The 15,844-nt window shown below is 28.3% G+C and carries 15 protein-coding genes and 3 pseudogenes; 11 read left to right on the forward strand and 7 right to left on the reverse strand.

Features of this window, described 5'->3' with window-relative positions:
- The first annotated feature begins 64 nt into the window (after positions 1-64).
- Positions 65-418 (forward strand): 50S ribosomal protein L20, encoded by a 354-nt coding sequence (gene rplT / locus AJ882_RS02725; protein WP_002851731.1) that lies wholly within the window; start codon positions 65-67, stop codon positions 416-418.
- Between the two features lie 58 nt (positions 419-476).
- Here rplT and AJ882_RS09545 read toward each other — a convergent pair whose 3' ends face one another.
- Positions 477-1,013 (reverse strand): FIST C-terminal domain-containing protein, encoded by a 537-nt coding sequence (locus tag AJ882_RS09545; RefSeq protein WP_002867794.1) that lies wholly within the window; start codon positions 1,011-1,013, stop codon positions 477-479.
- A pseudogene (locus AJ882_RS09700) lies at positions 989-1,554 on the reverse strand (FIST N-terminal domain-containing protein). Before AJ882_RS09700 ends, AJ882_RS09545 begins: the two are co-directional and overlap by 25 nt.
- A 482-nt stretch (positions 1,555-2,036) precedes the next feature.
- Here AJ882_RS09700 and cheP point away from each other — a divergent pair.
- Together cheP and cheQ are read left to right on the forward strand one after the other, a co-directional pair.
- Positions 2,037-2,894, forward strand: coding sequence for a cheVAW transcriptional regulator CheP (gene cheP, locus AJ882_RS02740; RefSeq protein WP_002860614.1), 858 nt, complete (start codon positions 2,037-2,039; stop codon positions 2,892-2,894).
- A 27-nt stretch (positions 2,895-2,921) separates the two neighbouring features.
- Complete coding sequence (gene cheQ / locus AJ882_RS02745) at positions 2,922-3,401, forward strand: cheVAW transcriptional regulator CheQ (protein ID WP_002854628.1); 480 nt, start codon at positions 2,922-2,924, stop codon at positions 3,399-3,401.
- Here the strand turns inward: cheQ and AJ882_RS02750 are convergent.
- On the reverse strand, positions 3,370-4,680 hold the full coding sequence (locus tag AJ882_RS02750) for an MFS transporter (RefSeq protein ID WP_011049644.1): 1,311 nt from the start codon (positions 4,678-4,680) through the stop codon (positions 3,370-3,372). The genes cheQ and AJ882_RS02750 overlap by 32 nt on opposite strands.
- Positions 4,664-4,840 carry a highly acidic protein gene (locus AJ882_RS02755; protein ID WP_002865818.1) on the reverse strand — a complete coding sequence of 59 codons (177 nt, stop codon included), beginning with the start codon at positions 4,838-4,840 and terminating at the stop codon, positions 4,664-4,666. Before AJ882_RS02755 ends, AJ882_RS02750 begins: the two co-directional genes overlap by 17 nt.
- Before the next feature lie 92 nt (positions 4,841-4,932).
- On the opposite strand from AJ882_RS02755, the gene moaC reads away from it, so the two are divergent.
- From moaC to AJ882_RS02770, 3 genes are read left to right on the forward strand one after another with little or no spacing between them, the layout of a single operon-like run.
- On the forward strand, positions 4,933-5,406 hold the full coding sequence (gene moaC, locus AJ882_RS02760; protein ID WP_002865819.1) for a cyclic pyranopterin monophosphate synthase MoaC: 474 nt from the start codon (positions 4,933-4,935) through the stop codon (positions 5,404-5,406).
- Positions 5,384-5,647, forward strand: a complete 264-nt coding sequence (locus AJ882_RS02765; RefSeq protein ID WP_002867797.1) for a DUF493 family protein — start codon at positions 5,384-5,386, stop codon at positions 5,645-5,647. The genes moaC and AJ882_RS02765 overlap by 23 nt, the downstream gene beginning before the upstream one ends.
- A complete protein-coding gene (locus AJ882_RS02770) occupies positions 5,637-6,797 on the forward strand; it encodes a hypothetical protein (RefSeq protein ID WP_002859413.1) in 1,161 nt (386 codons plus the stop codon). The genes AJ882_RS02765 and AJ882_RS02770 overlap by 11 nt, the downstream gene beginning before the upstream one ends.
- 18 nt (positions 6,798-6,815) lie before the next feature.
- On the opposite strand, the gene AJ882_RS02775 is transcribed toward AJ882_RS02770, so the two are convergent.
- A complete protein-coding gene (locus AJ882_RS02775) occupies positions 6,816-7,574 on the reverse strand; it encodes an exodeoxyribonuclease III (protein ID WP_002867799.1) in 759 nt (252 codons plus the stop codon).
- 117 nt (positions 7,575-7,691) lie between these two features.
- Here AJ882_RS02775 and eptC point away from each other — a divergent pair, with 117 nt between their 5' ends.
- The 5 genes and pseudogenes from eptC (at position 7,692) to AJ882_RS02800 (ending at position 13,972) form a co-directional block, all read left to right on the forward strand.
- Positions 7,692-9,230: a lipid A/FlgG phosphoethanolamine transferase EptC gene (gene eptC, locus AJ882_RS02780; RefSeq protein WP_002876162.1), complete on the forward strand. Its 1,539-nt coding sequence runs from the start codon at positions 7,692-7,694 to the stop codon at positions 9,228-9,230.
- Entirely contained in the window at positions 9,227-9,583 is a 357-nt protein-coding gene (locus AJ882_RS02785; RefSeq protein ID WP_002876164.1) for a diacylglycerol kinase, read from the forward strand. The genes eptC and AJ882_RS02785 overlap by 4 nt, the downstream gene beginning before the upstream one ends.
- Positions 9,580-9,824, forward strand: a pseudogene (locus AJ882_RS02790) (replication/maintenance protein RepL); the annotation flags it as partial. The gene AJ882_RS02785 and the pseudogene AJ882_RS02790, both read left to right, overlap by 4 nt.
- The gene (gene pyrC, locus AJ882_RS02795; protein ID WP_002876170.1) at positions 9,816-10,811 is read left to right on the forward strand and encodes a dihydroorotase; all 996 of its coding nucleotides are present in this window, start codon (positions 9,816-9,818) and stop codon (positions 10,809-10,811) included. The pseudogene AJ882_RS02790 and the gene pyrC, both read left to right, overlap by 9 nt.
- Positions 10,812-10,820: 9 nt before the next feature.
- Positions 10,821-13,972, forward strand: a pseudogene (locus AJ882_RS02800) (type ISP restriction/modification enzyme).
- A 5-nt stretch (positions 13,973-13,977) separates the two neighbouring features.
- Here AJ882_RS02800 and AJ882_RS02805 read toward each other — a convergent pair.
- On the reverse strand, positions 13,978-14,691 hold the full coding sequence (locus AJ882_RS02805) for a class I SAM-dependent methyltransferase (RefSeq protein ID WP_014517175.1): 714 nt from the start codon (positions 14,689-14,691) through the stop codon (positions 13,978-13,980).
- 80 nt (positions 14,692-14,771) lie between these two features.
- Positions 14,772-15,844: methyl-accepting chemotaxis protein (locus AJ882_RS02810; protein ID WP_070279650.1), on the reverse strand; the 1,073-nt coding region annotated here is incomplete at its 5' end.

Here is a 15,844-nt window from a genome sequence, read left to right on the forward strand (position 1 = left end):
CTCTGAGATAAAATTTCAAGGGCAAGCTCCAAATTTGGACGCCACTTTATGAAAGGAAATAAAAATGGCAAGAGTAAAAACAGGTGTTGTTAGACGCCGCAGACATAAAAAAGTTTTAAAATTAGCGCGTGGTTTTTATAGTGGACGCCGCAAACATTTTAGAAAGGCAAAAGAACAATTAGAAAGAAGTCTAGTCTATGCTTATCGTGATAGACGCCGTAAAAAAAGAGACTTCCGTCGTCTTTGGATTGTGCGTATCAATGCTGCTTGCAGACTCAATGATTTAAGTTATTCAAGATTTATCAATGGTCTTAAAAAAGCAGGCATTGAACTTGATAGAAAAATTCTAGCAGATTTAGCTATGAATGATGCTGCTGCTTTTGCAAAAATTGCAGAGGCCGCAAAAAAAGCACTTTGATTTTTTAGTGTAAGAATTTCAAGATTTTTGATTTCTTGAAATTCTTAATTTTTTAGTATTAATTTAGTTTAGCTAGAACATCTTCATAACATTTGAGTTGATTTAAGATTATTTTATTAATCTCATTTGTCATTTCTAGTTTTTGACCTTTTATATTAAGATAATAGTATTTAAAATCACTGTATTTTTGTATGAAAGTTTTTAAATATCTAGGTTTGAAATCATTAAAATTTTCAACTTCATAAAAAAATATTGCCACTAAACTTTTTGCAATTCCCGCTCCATAAATTTCTCCAAAACTAGAAAAACCAACTATGGGAAAATTATTAAAATGGATTTGATTTAAATGTTCTTTGTTGTGAAGTCTTCTTAAGATACAATCATTAAAAATTGCTCCTAGTGGTTTTGGTTTATTAAGAGAAAATTTTTCATAATCTTTTTTTATAGCTTCAATAAAATTTGTTTTTTTAAGCAAGCTTAATTCCTGAGCGCTTTCTATATCACAATAACTAAATAATGTTTTATTTGGGTTGATTTTCATAGGGGAAATAAGATAGTCTTCTCCAATTTTTAAAGCAAAAGTATATTCTTGCATTTTATTTTTAAGTTCTTCAAAAGTGCAGTTAAAATAATTACATAAAACTTCAACCGCGTTGATGGATTGAAAGGTTTTTTATTAATAAATTCGCGTACGGTTTTATCATATAAGCTTACATCAAGTATGGTAAAAGTAATGTTGCTTTGAGGATTGAAATTTTGAGACTTCATTAAATTAAAACGGTATTTAGGTTTAAATTGAACATGTATGCTTAAAGCTTGATTTTTAATATTTCTCCGTTATAAAATATAAATGCTCCGCTAAAGTCCATGTTTCCGCTAGACCCACCCCCTACTAAAGCACAAGGATAGGGGTTGTGTTTGTACAAAAGTTCTAAAAGAGAACTTTCGCTTTGACTTAAACCATCATAAATTAAATAATGCAAAGTATTTATGCAGTGTGCTTCAAAAGGTATATTTATAAATAAAACTTCTTTTTCTATCAGTTTTTTTCTTTCTGTATAATCTTTTATATCACTAAAAAGCTTGATTTTATTTGTGCAAAGATTTTCTATCATATCTTCACTAAAAAGTATCAAGCTTATTCCTTGGATATTTTGTTTATAAGGACTGTTTTCAATGTTTGAGTTAGAATCAAGGTTGCATAATAAATCAGTAGCACTGCTTAAGATGATATCACATTGCTCATTTATAGAATTTTGAATCTTATTTCCTATGATCGCTAGATTAAGTTGATTGACACAAAGCCTATAATTAATTTTGGCTTGATGTTTATTTTTTTTAATTTTTCTTCAAGTTCATTTTATTGAAGATATGGAGCTTCTAAAACTTTTTTTACTTCTTCTTTTTTTGTTGAGCTTTTATTTTTAAAATTAAAAAAACATCAATTTAACTCCATTAAAACTATTTTTTAATTACTAGTTAACTAAATCAAGACACCATAAATTCGGCATTTATTTGTAATTTTTATTATACCTTAAGTCATAAAAAATGCAATAAGTAAATTAAAATTTAGATATAATTGCAAATTATAATAATATTAATTAAGGATAAATTAAATATGATTGGAGATATGAATGAGCTTTTATTAAAAAGCGTTGAAGTATTGCCACCTTTACCTGATACTGTAAGTAAATTAAGAAAATATGTGAGCGAGGCTAATTCAAATATAGAAACTATGAAAGTTGCTGAAATCATTTCAAGCGATCCGTTGATGACGGCTAAGCTTTTGCAATTAGCAAATTCTCCTTATTATGGTTTTACAAGAGAAATTACAACCATAAATCAAGTGATTACTTTATTAGGCGTTGGTAATATCATCAATATAGTTATGGCTGACTCCATTAGAGATAATTTTAAAATAGACGTTTCACCTTATGGTTTAAATACTCAAAATTTTTTAAAAACGTGCAATGAAGAGGCAACTTTTATCGCAAATTGGCTTAATGATGAAGATAAAAAACTTTCTCATCTTTTAGTTCCTTGTGCAATGCTTTTAAGGCTTGGTATTGTTATTTTTTCAAATTTTCTTATACAAAATCATAAGGATAAGGATTTTTTAGCTTTTTTAAATAAAAGTGAAAATCTTGCTTTAGCGGAGAATGAATTTTTAGGCGTAGATCATATTTCTTTCTTGGGATTTTTGTTACATCGTTGGAATTTTGATGATGTTTTGATTGAAAGTATATGTTTTGTTCGCACTCCTCATGCTGCTCGCGAAAAAGTGAAAAAATCCGCTTATGCTTTAGCAATAACAGATCATCTTTTTGCTCCGCATGATGGCTCTTCTCCATTTAACGCAAAAGCTGCAGTTGCTTTACTTAAAGAGGCAAAAACTCAAGGAATTAATTTTGATTTAAACAATCTTTTATCTAAGCTTCCTAACAAAGCTAAGGAAAATTTAAACAAAGAAGATTAAAGAGCCTTTTTAAGGCTCTAAATTGTAGTGATGAAAAGTTTAATCTTGCCTCCTAATGAATTTTTAGATCACTATATTTTAAACGCTGAATTTCATCGTTTTGCTGGAATTTCAAAAAATGCTTATAAATTTTGGAAAAATGTAGAAATAGGTAGATATCAAGGAACAAGAATTATATTTTTGCATAGAAATTGCATTTTAGAAAAACATCAGCAAGCTTTAAGGCAATGTAGTGGTTTAAATGGTTTTGTATTGGCAAGTGCTTTTTGTTCTTTTACTGGATTAGCTCCCTCTCATTTAGTGGAAAAAAATAATTCTTCTATTTATAAACTTTTAGAGCTTAAGGAGATTTGCGGGATTAAATTTGTTAATTTAAAAAAATTTTATGATTTTTTAGGGCTAAATTATCATCAGCATATTTATATAGAAAAATGCCATTTTTTTAGCCCAGCTCCTTTTGAAAAGCGTATTAAAATCACTGAGAGTATGTGCGTTGGGTATTATTAAGATAAGAAAAAATAAATGTACATAGCAAAGCTATAATAGCCAAAAAGAAAACATAAAGTCCCAAAGAAAAACGCCAAAAATTACTTAAATTATTTAAGGCAAAACTATGCAAGAAAAAAGCAAGTTGCGGAGTTAAACCTCCAGCTATAGCATAAGCAATATTATATGAAAAAGAAAGTCCTGAAAATTTAATTTTTGCATCAAATACTTCACTCATTATTAAAGGGCAAAAATTCATCACCCCGCTAAAAAAACATACAAGTAAATATAAGCAAGCTACTAGGTTAAAATCAGCATTTTGTCTATATAAAGTATTAAAATAAAGCAAGCTCGCAATTCCAAAAAAAACACTAAAAAATACACAAGATTTAATAACGCTTATTTTATCCGCTAAAATTCCACTTATAATACACCCTAGGCAAATAAGCAAAATTCCACCTATTTGAAGATAGGTTTGTATAGAAGTATTAATTTGAAGTATTTTTGCCATATAACTAGGCATAAGCAAAATCATTACAACAATACAACCTGTCAAAACCCAAGTAATCATCATAGAAAGAACAATTCCCATTTTAGCTTTTTTAAACACTTCTTTTAAAGGAAATTTTTCTAAAGCCTTGTCTTTTTTCATTTGTTCAAAAACAGGAGTTTCTCTTAAAAATTTTCTCAAATAAGCAGAAATAATCCCAAAAATTCCACCTAAAAAGAATGGAATTCTCCAAGCCCATTCATGAAGTTCTTCTTGGGTATAAATTTTATTCATAATTAAAAAAACTAAACTACCTAATAAAATTCCACCTACAACCGAAGCGGTTAAAATTCCCAAATAAGTTCTTTTTTGACCTTGTGGTGCGTGTTCGTATACAAAAACCCAAGCTCCAGGAAGTTCCCCGCCTATAGCTATACCTTGACAAATGCGTATAAAAACTAAAAGCACAATACAAAGAAAACCTATACTTTCATAATTTGGAATAAAAGCTAGAGTAAAAGTTGGAATAACCATTAACAAAATACTAATCATAAACATTCTTTTGCGTCCAAATTTATCTCCAAAATGTGCCAGTATCACACCCCCTAAGGGACGCGCTAAATATCCAGCTGCAAATATTCCATAAGTATTAAACATTTGCCAAAAACTACTTAAATCTTTTGGAAAAAAGTTTGTTGAAATATAATTTGCAAAAAATACAAAAATAATAAAATCATAAAATTCTAAAGTTCCACCTAATGATGAAAGTCCTAAAACTTTTATATCTTTTTGGTTAAGGGTTTTGTTCATTCTTAATCTCCATCTCATAAAAATCATCATCATTGTTATCATCATCGTATTCATAATCATCATCATCATAATTATAATTTTTATGGTGATTTTGTGTATATTCTTCATCTTCATTTTCATAATCATCGTAATTTAAATCTTCTTCATCTTCATAAGCCATTGTTTTCTCCTTAAATAAAAATACAAAGCTTATTTTATCTTAAATTTGTTTGGTTTTGCTATAATTTTTATAATTTTTTAAAAGGTGAATTTATGAAATTAAGTCATTTAGATGAAAAAAATCATCCTAAAATGGTAGATGTAAGCGATAAAAATATTACTTCAAGAATAGCCACAGCTAGTGGTATGATATATATGAGTCAAGAAGCTTTTGATGTAATTAAAAACAATACCGCAAAAAAAGGTCCTGTTCTTCAAACAGCTATTATTGCGGCCATAATGGGGGCTAAAAAAACAAGTGAAATTATTCCTATGTGCCATCCTTTGATGCTTTCTAAAGTTGAAACTAATATTGTGGAATTTGTTAAAGAATGTGCATTTAAGCTTATTGTAACAGTTAAGTGTGAAGGTAAAACAGGTGTTGAAATGGAAGCTTTAAGTGGAGTTAGTATAGGACTTTTAACTATATATGATATGATCAAGGCTATAGATAAATCAATGAGAATTACGGATATAGTGCTTGAAAGCAAAGAAGGAGGTAAAAGTGGTAAATTTGTGCGATCTTAAAAAAGAACCTCAGATCAATTATCCTACTTTTTGGGATTATAAGGTGATTTTTGAGGTGCATATTAAGGCAAGTGAAATTTTTGAAGAAATTTTAGGTCAAAGAGAATATAAATTTGAACATTCGAATTCAAGTGCGAGTGGAAAATATCAAAGTTATTTGTTAAATGTTTATGTTGATAGCAAAAAAGATCGTTTGGATATATTTGATAAATTAAAAGCTAAAGCAAAATTTGTACTTTAAGAAAGAAGGAAAAATGAAAAATACTTTAATTATTTTTGAAAATTCTTTATCAAATCTCGGTAAAGATGAAGCAAGTGATTTACTTGAAGACTTGAGTTTTAATCTTGCGTATAAGCAAATTTCACATAATCCTCATGAAACAAAAAAAGTTTTAAATTCTCTTTTGGTTGAATTTTTAACTATTTTGAAAAAACTTGATTTTTTCGATGATGAAAATGTTACAAAGGTTATCAAAGCTTTGGTTAAGGCGAGTATTGTAGATGCTCAAAATTCACTTTATGGGTATATTAGCGAAGCTGAATTATTAAACAAACAGATTGAAAATCAAAAGAATTTGATTAAAAATCAAATCAGCGATAATTTTTTTGAATTCGAGAATATTTTACAAGAATGTTCTTTTTGTGATGAATTTAGTGGTGGTTTAAATGATGCTATTTTATTTGATATAGAAATGCTTGGAATTTTAAAAGAAACCGCTGAAAGTGCTTTTTTAACTACATTAGAAAAGGCTGAAGATATAGAACTTACAAGTAGTGAAATAGCTAAAAATCTCGTATATAATGCCATTTGCGAAGCTCATTTTGAAAAAGAAAGAATTTTAAAAATTTCAAGTATTATTTTAAATACCGCTTTTGAAATAGCTAATGAATCTATGGCTTATGCAAAAGATCTTTGTTTAGGAGTGATTAAAGGCACAAGGGATGGTATTGTTTTGGCAATGGAAAAATTTAAAGCTTCATTAACTTATGCAAATTTTGAAGAAGATGTTAGTTTAAAAAGCAAAGAACTAATAGGTATAGAAGATGATTTTATTGCTCTTTTAAAAAAAGAGATTCAATTACAAAATGATCCTTGTAAGAGTATAGTTGAGAATTTGCTAGAACATGAACTTGATAATCTTTTTGCTAAATTTAGACGTCTTGCAGGTGAAAGCAGAGAGCAACTAATATTAGTTTTAAATGATATTAAGAAAAATCCAAAGATTAATGATTTTAACAAACTTACTCAAAGAAAATTAAATCGTTTTAAACAAGAAATTTTTGAATTAGAAAAAATTGCTAGTGAAAAATACAAAGATTTAAATTCCAAAAAAGCTAAAAAGCTCGGTGTAAGACTTTGGGAAAAAGCAAAAAAATTCGTTAAAAAATAATATCCCATTTTTGGGATATTAAATATCTATTTCTATACCTACAGGTGCGTGATCAGAGCCAAAAATATCATCTCTTATGAAAGCGTTTTTAAGTTTATCTTTTAAACCCTTTGAAATGAAAAAATAATCAATCCTCCAGCCTACATTTCTTTCTCTTGCTTTCATTCTATAGCTCCACCACGAGTATTTTTCTTTGATTTCACCATTAATTTCTCTAAAAGTATCTATAAAACCAAGCTTTAGCAAATCATCAATCCAAGCTCTTTCTATAGGTAAAAAACCTGAAGTGTTGGCATTGGCTTTTGGATGAGTAAGATCGATTTCTTTATGAGCGGTATTGACATCACCGCAAATGATAATTTCAAATCCATCCTTTAAAAGCTTATCCAAATACACTAAAAAATCTGCATAAAATTTCATCTTAAAATTTAAACGCTCTTCATCTTTTTGACCATTTGGAAAATAGATATTAAAAAGTGCAATATTTTTAAAGCGGTGTTCTAAAACCCTACCTTCTTCATCATCAAAAAATTCGCATTTTTTTACTTCGCTATTAAAATTACAAAGACTCATTACCCCAGAATACCCCGCTCTTTTAGCAGAATTAAAATACATGTGTTTAAAAGGATATTCATAAATTTTTTTAGGAAATTTATCTTCATGTGCTTTGATTTCTTGAAAACCTATAAAATCAATTTGTTCTTGTGCTATCCAATCAAGTGCATTTTTATCACAAATAGCTCTTAAGCCATTGACATTCCATGAAAGTAGTTTCATTATTTTCCTTAAAATTTTCATTAAAAGTGTAAATCATAACATAAAAAGATTTAAAACTACAATCCATTTAAAAAAATTCAATAAAATTAAAAGCTTAAATTTGGAGGTGGGATTTATATGCTTAGATTAACTTGGCTTCAGTTTACTTTTTTTAATTCTTTGATGATTGTATTGTTGAATTTTAATTTATTTTATTTTGTGTATGAAAAAAATACACAAAACTGGTTTATAACTTTTGTTTTTATTGTGGCCTATTTTGCCCTTGTTCATGTGATTTGCTCTTTGCTTTTTATAAAGTTTTTTACTAAATTTTTTTCTATATTATTTATAATATCATCTTTTTTAAGTGTTTACTTTATTAGTTTTTATGGGGTGCTTATAGATTCTGATATGATACAAAATGTTGTTCAAACAGATATCAAAGAAGTAAAAGATTTGTTAAATTTAAAATTAATCTTATTTGTTGTTTTGGCTTTATTGTTGGTTTTTTATGTTGTTAAAGTAAAAATTGATTATTATGGTAGTTTTAAATCCCATCTAAAAATTAAAATTATCAATATAATATCAGGTTTGATTGTTGTTTGTGCGGTTTTAATCCCTTTAAGTAAAACTTTCTTGCCTTTTTTTAGAAACTATAATGAAATAAGAATGTATAATACCCCTTTTTATCAAATTTATGCCGTATATCGCTATTATGTTCGTTTTGTAAAAGCTAAGCCAGAATTTAAAACTATAGCTAATGATGCTTATAGAGAAAACAATCACACTAAAAAACTTTTAGTTTTGGTAGTGGGTGAAACCGCTAGAGCGGCAAATTACTCTTTGGGTGGATATGCTAAAAATGATACCAATTTTTATACCAAAAAAGATAATGTAGTGTTTTTTGATAATTTTTCATCATGTGGAACAGCAACAGCGGTAAGTTTACCTTGTATGTTTTCTATTTCTAAGCGTGAAAATTATTCAAGTTCAGAATTTCAAGAAAATGCGATGGATGTGCTTTATAAAACAGGTGTAGATACTGCATGGTTTGATAATAATTCTGGTGGTTGTAAAGGGGTTTGTGATAGATTAGCTTATAAGCAAAAGCTTTCTAGTGATTTGGATGAAAATTTACTCGCTCCTTTTAAAGAAAAATTAAATCATTTAAGTGATCAAAATATATTAGTTCTTCATTTGCAAGGTTCTCATGGGCCAACTTATTATAAACGCTATCCAAGTGAATTTAAAAAATTCACTCCAACTTGTGATACTAATGAGCTTTCAAAATGTGATAACGAGGCTTTAATCAACACTTATGACAATACTTTACTTTATACAGATTATCTTTTAAGTGAGATTATAAAACTATTAAAAGAGCAAAAAAGCTATGAAAGTTCTTTGTTTTATCTTTCAGATCATGGTGAAAGTTTGGGTGAAAATGATATTTATCTTCATGGTATGCCTTATGCTATAGCGCCAAGTTATCAAACCCGTATTCCTGCTATTTTTTGGAGCAATGATGAAAAATTAATGAATTTAGCTAAAGAGCATAAAGGTTTAAAACTTTCTCAAGATAATCTTTTTAGTACTCTTTTAGGATATTTTGATGTAAAAACAAGTGTTTATGAGCCAGAATATGATTTATTAAATCCTAAACTTAAGGCAAATCCATGAAGCCTAAATATCATTTTTTAAATAATGCAAGATATGCTTTAGAAGGGATTTTTGCTTTATTTAAAAATGAAATGGCGTTTAGAATTGAACTTTGTATTATTATCCCAGCGATAATTTGTAGTTTTTTCTTAAAAGTTAGTTTTTTGGAGCATTTATTGTTGGTAAGTGTTTTAATGCTTATTTTAATTATCGAGGCTTTAAATTCGGCTATTGAAGCTTGTGTTGATTTGATTACAAATGAATGGCATGAAAAGGCAAAAATTGCTAAAGATTGTGCGAGTGCGGCAGTGTTTTTTAGTGTGCTTTTAGCTCTTTTTGTTTGGAGTTTTATTTTATATAGTATTTACTTATGAAATTTGAAAATTTAATACAAGAAATTTTGGGAAAAAAGCGTTTTGAATTGTTAAAATTTTTATGCGAAAATGCCGATGAAAATGGTTTTATTATGATTAAAATCAGTGAGCTTGAAGAAAAATTAAACCAAAGCAAGCCCAATATCATCGCTACTTTTAAATTTTTAGAAGAAAAAAAGCTTTTTAAGCGTCTTAAAAATGGATTTTATCAGCTAAAAATATAGGAGATAAAATGAAACTTAAAAACCCTTTGGATATGCATTTACATTTACGCGATGAAAGTATGCTTGCGCTTGTAGCTCCTTTTAGTGCAAAAGACTTTAAGGCAGGGGTTATCATGCCAAATTTAATCACCCCACTTACTGAAATAGATGTATTAAAAGCTTATAAAGAACGCATTTTAAAAGCATGTAAAAATGAAGATTTTACGCCTTTGATGACTTTATTTTTCAAAGACTATGATGAGCAATTTTTAGAAAAAGCTAAAGACGAGCTTTTTGCTATCAAGCTTTATCCTGCAGGCATCACTACCAACTCAGATAATGGAATTTCAAGTTTTGATATAGAAAAGTTAAAACCTACATTAAATACTATGAGCGAATTAAACATACCCTTACTTGTGCATGGAGAAACCAATGATTTTGTCATGGATAGAGAAGCAAATTTTGCCAAAATATATGAAAAATTAGCTAAAAACTTTCCAAAATTAAAAATTGTAATGGAGCATATTACCACTAAGGTTTTGTGTGATTTATTAAAAGATTATGAAAATTTATACGCAACTATCACTTTGCATCATTTAATGATAACGCTTGATGATGTAGTGGGTGGTAAAATGGATCCACATTTATTTTGCAAGCCTATTGCAAAACGCTATGAAGATAAAGACGCTTTATGTGAGCTTGCTTTTAGTGGCTATGAAAAGGCTATGTTTGGAAGCGATAGCGCGCCTCATCCATTGCACACTAAAGAATGTTGTGGTTGTGCGGCTGGAGTTTTTAGCGCACCGGTGATTTTACCTGTATTAGTTGAACTTTTTGAAAAACATTCAAATGAAACAAATTTACAAAAATTTATTTCAGATAATGCTTGCAAAATCCATAATCTTAAATTTGAAAAAGATAAAATCGTCATCTTAGAAAAACAAGAATGGCAAGTAGCGCAAAAATACGGCGATGTAGTGCCATTTATGGCAGGGAAAACTTTAAATTTCAAAGTCGCAAATTAAAGGAAATTAATGCTAAAAGCTTATCTAGAAAACATAAAAGATATTTCTACAAACGATAAAGAACATACCCATAGAACAGCTTTGCAAAATTTATTGCAAGCTATAAAAGATAATCAAGACAAGCAAAATAAAATCTCTATCAAACAAGAACCAAATAACGACAAAGAAGGTAGAGGTGCTCCGGATTTTTTGATTACAAAAGATTTTTTAACACTAGGTTACATAGAAAACAAAAGAGTAAATGCAAATCTTGATAACATCATAACAAGTGATCAAATTTTAAAATACACAAAATTAAGCCCAAATATCATTCTCACAGATTATTTAAGATTTATATTATTAAGTTTAAATGATAAGAATGAAATTATCATTTGTAAAGAAGTAAAAATTTGCTCTCTTGATGAGATAAAAAGCGTTATTAAAAATCAATCTTTGCTAGATACTAAAACACAAGAGTTAAACGAACTTTTTAGCATATTTTTTTCTAAAATCCCAAATCCCATAAATTCAGCTTTAGATTTTGCAAACCATCTAAGCCTAAGAACAAGAATTTTAAAAGATGAGCTTTTATTATCAAGCAAAAATGAAACTTTATTAAGTTTATTTAACACCTTCAAAGAAACACTTTATAAAGAATTATCCTATGAAGAATTTTGCGATTCTTTTGCACAAACTTTAACTTATAGCTTATTCTTAGCAAAATTAAATAACGATACCGCAAAAGAAATAGATCTAAACAATGCTAAAAAATTCATACCAAAATCATTTCCATTGATCCGTTCTATGAGTGGATTTTTAGATGATAGTTTTGAAAATTTAGAAAATATAAAATGGCTTTTAGAAGAAATCATAAACATTATAAATCACATAGACATTACAAGCATTATTAAAGAATTAAACAAAACAGGCGAGAAAGACTTATTTAATCGTCCTACTATTTTATCTACTCACAAAGATCCTTATTTGCACTTTTATGAAACATTTTTAGCAAGCTATGATCCAAAGCTTAGAGAAGTAAGGGGAGTGTATTATACTCCTGCGCCTGTGGTAATTTTCATCATAAATGCCATAGATGAAGCTTTAAAACAAGATTTCAATCACAAAAAAGGCTTAAGCGAAGCTTTAGATAAAAATATAACCTTACTTGATTTTGCCACAGGCACTGGCACCTTTTTACTTGAAGCTTTTAGAAAAGCTTTAGAACCTATAAGCAAAAATAGCGTTAATTACAATCCAAAAGTTTTGATAGACAAATTTTGTGGTTTTGAATTTTTAATAGCCCCTTACACCATAGCACATTTAAAAATTTCTCAAAGTTTTAAAGAAGAATTTAACTCTCCATTAAACGATGATGAAAGTCTTAAAATAGCACTAACAAATACTTTATATTCTAAAAGCATATCCAAAGAACAAAATGATCAAAACACGCTTTTTACTCTCATTGATCTAACAAAAGAATTCAAAAAAGCACAAAAAATAAAAGAAGAACAAATTCTAATCATCACAGGCAATCCGCCTTATAGTGGAGCAAGTAGCAACAAAGGCTTATACGAAGATGAGATCAAAATAAGCTATGGTTTAGAACCAAGCAAAGCAAATCTTAATAATGAACAAAAAAAGTGGATAAGCTCGTATTTTAAAGAAAAATCCAAACAAAACACAAGTACTTTTAAAGCCATATATGAAAAACACAAACTAGAAAATGAAAAAAATTCAAAAGTAATGCTTGATGACTATGTAAAATTCATACGCTTTGCCCAAAGTAAAATCGACTCTCAAGAAAGCGGAATTTTTGCTTTTATTTCAAATAATAGCTTTTTAGATAATCCTACCTTTAGAGGTATGAGATATTCTTTAATGCAAAGCTTTGATAAAATTTATATACTTAATTTACACGGCGATACTAGAAAAAAAGAAAAAGCTCCTGATGGAAGCAAAGATGATAATGTCTTTGATATCATGCAAGGTGTGAGCATAAATATCTTTATAAAACAAAATTCAAAAGCTAAAAATACAAACATTTATTATCATGATTTATACGGCAAAAGAAAGGATAAATACGAATTTTTATATGAAAATGACTTAAATTCTATAAAATGGACTTTGGTAAAAAACAACGAGCCTTTTTATCTTTTCTTACCACAAAATAATGATTTATTAGAAGAATACAACAAGGGCATAAGCGTAAAGATATTTTTATGCTTTCAAGCGTAGGAATTGCAAGCTCTAAGGATGCTATATTAATCTCAACGAATAATAAAAAATTAGAACAACAAGTTTATAATTTTTATAATGAATTTGATAAAAAATACATCAAAGAAATAGCATATAAACCTTTTGATACGCAAAAAATTTATTATGATATAAAAAAAGTGGAAAGACCAAGAATTGACATAATGGAACATTTTTTGGGGTATGAAAACATAGGTTTGATTTATGATAGAGGCACTAATCTAAAAGAAATTTCAAATTTATTTATAAGCTCAAAAGTTATAGATAAACATTTAGTCGGAGCAAATAGCTATGTTTCTCCACTTTATCTTTATCCTACAACTAGAAGTAAAAAATTCCTAAAAAAAGAAAATCCAAATTTTAACGAAGAAAATTTCACCTCAAAAATAGAAAATTTCAAAGAAAGCTTTAGAACTTTCATAGATGAGCTTTATAAAGAAAAATTCTCACCAGAAGACATACTAGGCTATATTTATGCGGTGCTTTTTCATAAAATTTATAGAGAAAAATATCTTGATTTTTTAAAAATTGATTTTCCAAAAATTCCTTTTACAAAAGATAAAAATACTTTTAAAAATTTAAGCAAACTAGGCTTAAAACTTGTAAATTTACATTTATTAAAAAATGATGAGTTAGATTTTAATGTAGGTGAAGCCTTGTTTAAAGACATTAAAAATAAAAATTTCAAAATACAAAAAATCAAATACAACAAAGACGTAAAAGAACTTTTCATAAACGAAAGTTTGTATTTTAATAAAGTAAGTCCTGAAATTTATGAGTTTAAAATAGGCGGCTATGCTGTGCTAGATAAATACCTAAAAAGCCACAAAGAAGAAGACATAGATCATAAGCATTTTACCTTGATCATACAAACTTTAGATGAAACTTTAAAAATTCAAGATGAAATTTCAAAAATCAATCTTAGCTAGTATAACTAGCTAATGATTAAAAGTTTTATCTTAGCTTCTATAATCTCTTCTACTTCATCTTTTACAAAGCTTTCTAACTCTTGTTTGTTTGTATTAATACCATTCATACTTAAATGCCACAAAGCATTTTCTATCGCACTTTGTTTGTCTCTTTTTACCACTCTAGTTTCGTTAAAAATTTCACACTCATAAGGGATATTTTGTGTATTTAAAAAACCTTGCAAATCACTTTCATAAAAACCTTTAAAATGAGTGTTAAAATGCTCAAATATAGGATCTAAAAAGCTACTTTTACGCCTACTTGCCCAGCCTAAATACACTTTTTTAGAAGCTAAGTTTAAAAAAGCTTTATAGTCTTTTTCATTTTGTAAAGCAGGAGACATACTTAAAAATGCAAGATCAAATTTAACATTAGGATTGTTTTGCATCCAAGTTTCAAAGCTCAAATTTTCGCATTTTATATTGTTAAGATTTAGTTTTTTAGCATCTTCTTGTAAAATTTCAAGCATAGCATTTGCACTATCTAGGGCTAAAATTTCTTTAGCTTCTTTAGCTAAGTGTAAAGTCCAAACCCCAGTTCCACATCCTATGTCTATAATACTTTTATTTTGAAAAGAAATATTTAAATTTTGTAAATATTCAAAAGTTTGTTTTTGTATAGTGTTTAAAGTGTTTTGATATCTTGCGTAAGTTTTAGCCTTTTTATCCCATAAATTCATATATTTTCCTTTATAAAATATACAAAATCATAGCATAAATTTTTAAAATTCAAGCCCAAAGAAAGGGCTTGAATGATTAATTAAAACCTTTTCTTCTTAACATCTTCTAAGATATTATTAGCTATATCACTTACTGTACTAGAAATAATAGCTGATTCATTAGCAATTTCAACATTATCTTTAGTAGTTTGATCAATTTGAGCTACGCTATCATTGATTTGAGTGATACCTGCAGTTTGTTCTTTAATACTTTCTGCCATATCATTGATAGATTGAACAAGTAAATTAGTATTAGCTTCAATTTCTGATAAAGACTTTTGAGTTCTTTCAGCTAACTTTCTAACTTCATCAGCTACCACTGCAAAGCCTCTACCATGTTCTCCAGCACGAGCTGCTTCAATAGCTGCATTTAAAGCTAAAAGATTGATTTGATCTGCAATATCACCTATAATACCTGTAACATTTTTAATCTCTTCAGATTGAGTGATAACATCACTAGTTTTAACTGAAACATTTTGCATAGAAGAAGTGATCTCTTCTAAAGCTGCTGCAGTTTCTTCTAAAGATTGAGCTTGAGAATTTGAAGAAGTGGTTAAGCTTTGAACAGCAGTTTGTAATTTTCCACTTTCATTAGCTAAAGCATTAGCAAAGTCTGAACTTTGTTTTAGCATTTTAACTATTTCATCACCTAAAGCATTAGTAGTTAATTCTACACTACCGCTAGCATTTTCTAATTTATTTCTAAAGTCTAAGCTTTTGTATTCTTCAAAAATTTTATGAATAGCATTCATATCAGAACCTACTCTAGCTTGTAAAACATCAAGAAGTTTATTTAGAACATTTTTAAGTTCAATAAGTTGTGGGTTTCTTGGATTAGCAGTAATTCTTGCTGTTAAATTACCACCTTCTACAACTGATACGGTTTGAACTGATTCTTTAACGGCTTGATTGTCTTGTTCTAAGCCTCTTTTAGTAGCAAGAATGTTTTCATTGATAGCATTTGAGATTTGTCCAAATTCATCATTGCTTTTTACTTCTATAGTAGAAACATTTTTTGTTTTATAGTTGATAAAATCAAAGAATGAAGTTAAACCTGTTTGGATAGCTGCAAGTGGGGAGAGGTATTTTGATACGATGAAATAAAGGAGGATGA

The organism is Campylobacter sp. BCW_6461 (genome assembly GCF_001762735.1).
Lineage (GTDB): Bacteria > Campylobacterota > Campylobacteria > Campylobacterales > Campylobacteraceae > Campylobacter_D > Campylobacter_D jejuni.

Coding starts and splice junctions, on each gene's coding strand:
- rplT (WP_002851731.1), top strand. CDS start 65: ATGGCAAGAGTAAAAACAGGTGTTGTTAGACGCCGCAGACATAAAAAA.
- AJ882_RS02805 (WP_014517175.1), bottom strand. CDS start 14,691: ATGAATTTATGGGATAAAAAGGCTAAAACTTACGCAAGATATCAAAAC.
- pyrC (WP_002876170.1), top strand. CDS start 9,816: ATGAAACTTAAAAACCCTTTGGATATGCATTTACATTTACGCGATGAA.
- AJ882_RS02775 (WP_002867799.1), bottom strand. CDS start 7,574: ATGAAACTACTTTCATGGAATGTCAATGGCTTAAGAGCTATTTGTGAT.
- cheP (WP_002860614.1), top strand. CDS start 2,037: ATGATTGGAGATATGAATGAGCTTTTATTAAAAAGCGTTGAAGTATTG.
- AJ882_RS09545 (WP_002867794.1), bottom strand. CDS start 1,013: ATGCAAGAATATACTTTTGCTTTAAAAATTGGAGAAGACTATCTTATT.
- eptC (WP_002876162.1), top strand. CDS start 7,692: ATGCTTAGATTAACTTGGCTTCAGTTTACTTTTTTTAATTCTTTGATG.
- AJ882_RS02750 (WP_011049644.1), bottom strand. CDS start 4,680: ATGAACAAAACCCTTAACCAAAAAGATATAAAAGTTTTAGGACTTTCA.
- moaC (WP_002865819.1), top strand. CDS start 4,933: ATGAAATTAAGTCATTTAGATGAAAAAAATCATCCTAAAATGGTAGAT.
- AJ882_RS02755 (WP_002865818.1), bottom strand. CDS start 4,840: ATGGCTTATGAAGATGAAGAAGATTTAAATTACGATGATTATGAAAAT.
- AJ882_RS02785 (WP_002876164.1), top strand. CDS start 9,227: ATGAAGCCTAAATATCATTTTTTAAATAATGCAAGATATGCTTTAGAA.